This is a genomic window from Pseudomonadota bacterium (assembly GCA_010028905.1).
Lineage (GTDB): Bacteria > Vulcanimicrobiota > Xenobia > RGZZ01 > RGZZ01 > RGZZ01.
Genome location: RGZZ01000540.1, coordinates 1 through 3,103 on the forward strand (window position 1 = coordinate 1; position 3,103 = coordinate 3,103).

Annotated in this window: 4 protein-coding genes; all 4 read left to right on the forward strand. The window is 67.1% G+C overall.

What is annotated here, in order from left to right:
* On the forward strand, window positions 1-579 hold a 579-nt coding region (locus EB084_22505), incomplete at its 5' end, for a phenylacetate--CoA ligase family protein (GenBank protein ID NDD31036.1).
* Complete coding sequence (locus tag EB084_22510; GenBank protein ID NDD31037.1) at window positions 576-1,655, forward strand: GNAT family N-acetyltransferase; 1,080 nt, start codon at window positions 576-578, stop codon at window positions 1,653-1,655. The genes EB084_22505 and EB084_22510, both read left to right, overlap by 4 nt.
* Window positions 1,652-2,074, forward strand: coding sequence for a hypothetical protein (locus EB084_22515; GenBank protein NDD31038.1), 423 nt, complete (start codon window positions 1,652-1,654; stop codon window positions 2,072-2,074). The genes EB084_22510 and EB084_22515 overlap by 4 nt, the downstream gene beginning before the upstream one ends.
* Window positions 2,071-3,103, forward strand: a 1,033-nt coding sequence (locus EB084_22520; GenBank protein NDD31039.1) for a HAMP domain-containing protein, incomplete at its 3' end; no start/stop codon positions are given. The genes EB084_22515 and EB084_22520, both read left to right, overlap by 4 nt.

The following is a 3,103-nucleotide window of genomic DNA, read 5'->3' on the forward strand; positions in this document are numbered from 1 at the left end:
GCCAACGAGCACCGCGCCCTCGGCCGCGAGACCATCTTTGAGATCGTCGACGACAGTGATCGCCCCATCACCGAGGCCGGCGTCGAGGGCCGCGTTGTGGTGACGAACCTCACCCGCCTGCTCATGCCCATCGTTCGCTACCCCGCCGGTGATCGTGCCATGTGGGCCGAGCCGGAGGCCGGCCCGCCGGATCGCAGGTTCGTGCTGCTCGGCCGCTCAGAAGAGGCCGCGCGCATCGGCCCCATGTCGCTCTACTACGATGATGCCCGCGCCGCCCTCGCTCCCTTCGCCGAAGCGCTGCGAATCGCCGGCTGCCAGATGGTCATCCGACATCGCGAGCTCAAAGACGAGCTGGTGCTGCGCGTCGGCGCCGCGGCCGACGCCGCCGACTGCGCCGCGGCCGAGCCCGTGATCACCGAGCGCCTCTACCACGAGCGCCACCTCTTCCCTGATCTGGTGAGCGGAGACAAGATCTGGCCCCTGGCGTTCGAATGGGTCACGCCCGGCGCGCTCGCCATCAATACCCGCACGGGCAAGCTGCGGCGGGTCATCGATGAGCGCCACGCGGTGAAGGCGTGAGTCCACGATCGAGCACCCTCACGATCCCCAACGACGTGGCGCTCGTGCCCGTGGTGACCGGGTTCGTGCGCGAGGTGGCGGCGGTTTGCGGGTTCGATGAGGCCGACCGGCACAAGATCGCGCTCTGCGTCGAAGAAGCCGCGGCGAACGTGATCGACCATGCCTTCTCGGCAGATGAAGATGCCACCTACGCGGTGGTGTGCACGACGCGCACCACTGGCCTCGAGATCGCGGTACGAGACATGGGGCTGCCGTTCGATCCGGAGCGCATCCGCCCGTACGACCCGAACGCCTCGCTCGAAGAGCGCGGCGACCGCGGCCTGGGCATCTTCCTCATGCGCCGCCTCATGGATCACGTGACCTTTCGCAACCTGGGGAAGAACGGCAAGGAGACGGTACTCTTCCGCTTCTTCCCAGGGCTCCACATCGAGCAGATGGAGAGCGACCACGATCTCAGCCCCTGGCCCGCGCCCAAGGCAGAGGTGGCCCGCCGCGAGAACGCCACCTTCTCGCTGCGGCTCATGCGCGCCGAAGAAGCGGTGGAGGTCTCACGCGCCGTCTATCGCGCGTACGGCTACTCGTACGTCTATGAGAACATCTACTTCCCCGACCGCATCCGCGCGCTGAACGCCAGCGGCGAGATGACGTCGGCGCTTGCCTTGAGCGACGCTGACGGCACGCTGGCCGGTCATGTGGCGCTCTTCTCATCGCCCGCGTCACGCAGCCTGGTCGAGATCGGCATGGCGGTGGTGAAGCCCGAGTTTCGGGGATACGGACTGAGCAACCGGCTGTTCGCGTTCCTGCTCGACGAAGCGCGGTCGCGCGGCTTCGACGGGGTGTTCGCCCACTGCGTGACCAACCATGAGCTCACCCAGCGCGTGTGCCTGAAGCTCGGTTTCGTTGACTGCGCATTGCAGGTGGGCTTTGCGCCGTCGACCCTCTCGTTCAAGGGCATCACCGACGTGCTGGCGCAGCGCGAGAGCGTTGTGGTGAGCCACCTCACGCTGTCGAAGCCGCCCCCCGCAACCCTCTTCTCGCCCCCGCACCACGCCGAGATGCTGACGCGCATGACGTGACGTGGGCGCCCGCACCCGATGACTGCCCCGCCGAGGACGGCGAGCCCACCACCCATCTCTCGAACGGCCTGGGGTTCGCCCAGATCGCGGTCCGCGCCATCGGTGCCGACACCGCCACCAAGATACACGCCCTTCTGCGCTCGCTCTGCCAGCGCCACTTCGAGGTCGTGCACGTTCTGCTCGACCTCGAGAACCCGCGCACCCCCGCCCTGGTGGAGGCGCTCGAGACGCAGGGGTTCTTCTTCTCCGGGCCCCAGCCCAACGCCATGACCGCCCACACCCTCGTCTTGCAGTACCTCAACAACGTGGCCATCGACTATGATCGCATCGTGCTCATCACGCCTCTCGGACGCGCGGTGGGCGACTATGTGCGCGGGGTCGATCCGGGCGTGCGCGAAGCGCTCGCGCCCTCTTCGTGAACCTTCGCCTTCGCACCCGCCTCGCGCTCACGGTGGGGGCCGCCATCATCGTCACCTTTGCCGTGATCGGCTGCCTCATCACGTTCGAGCGCAACACGCGCACGCGCAGCGTCGTCAAGCAGCTCGCCCGCAAGATCCTCGTCATGCGCGCCGACGAGATCGGGGTGCATCTGCAGCAGACCCGGGAGGCCTGCCAGCGACTGGCCAGGCAGGCCCAGCAAAGCGACCATCGACTCGAGCCGCCCAGCAGGACGCGTCCCATCGCGCTCGATGCGAGCGTCTCCGGCATGCGCTACGCAGACGCCCTTGGGGGATGGATCTCATGGACAAGCCCTGCGAAAGACGCCCTCCATGTGTGTGAGACCCCGCCCATGGGACAGGTGCCGTGGAGCGTCAACGGCACGGGTCTACGAGACCCGCAACCCGCCTGGCTGGGTCCCCATATCGATGAGAAAGCCAGCGGAGCGCCCGTGATCACCTGTGTCGCACCTGTGGTCAAGAACGGTCGGGTGACCGCCTTCATCGGGGTCGATGAGAGCGCAGCTACCCTGCTGCCTCCGTTGCACAGCCTCATCCGGCTCGGCGTCAGCGAGGTCGCCATCATCGACGAGAACGGCACCTGCCTGGTCATTCCCACCGATGCCGCAGGCCGTCCGAGAGTCACGCACAGCATCGACGAGGCAGGTCGTGAGCGCCACGATATCATCAGCGCCGATGCCGCCATCGACGGCACCCCGTACAGGGTACGGGCGTCGGCATCGATCGCGAGCCTGGAGGCAGACGAGCGCAGCCTCCTGCTTCAGCAGATCGCGATTGGCGCAATCGCAGTCACCATTCTGCTGGCCCTCACGCTGCTCATCACCCGAACCATCACCCAGCCTCTCGAGTCACTCGAACGAGCGGCAGAGCGCGTCAAGCGAGGACAGTTCGACGCGCGCGTGACCGTGCAGGAGAGCCGGGGCGAGCTCACCGAGCTGGGAGAGGCGTTCAACACGCTGATGACCGAGCTCGACACGCGCTATCAAGCAC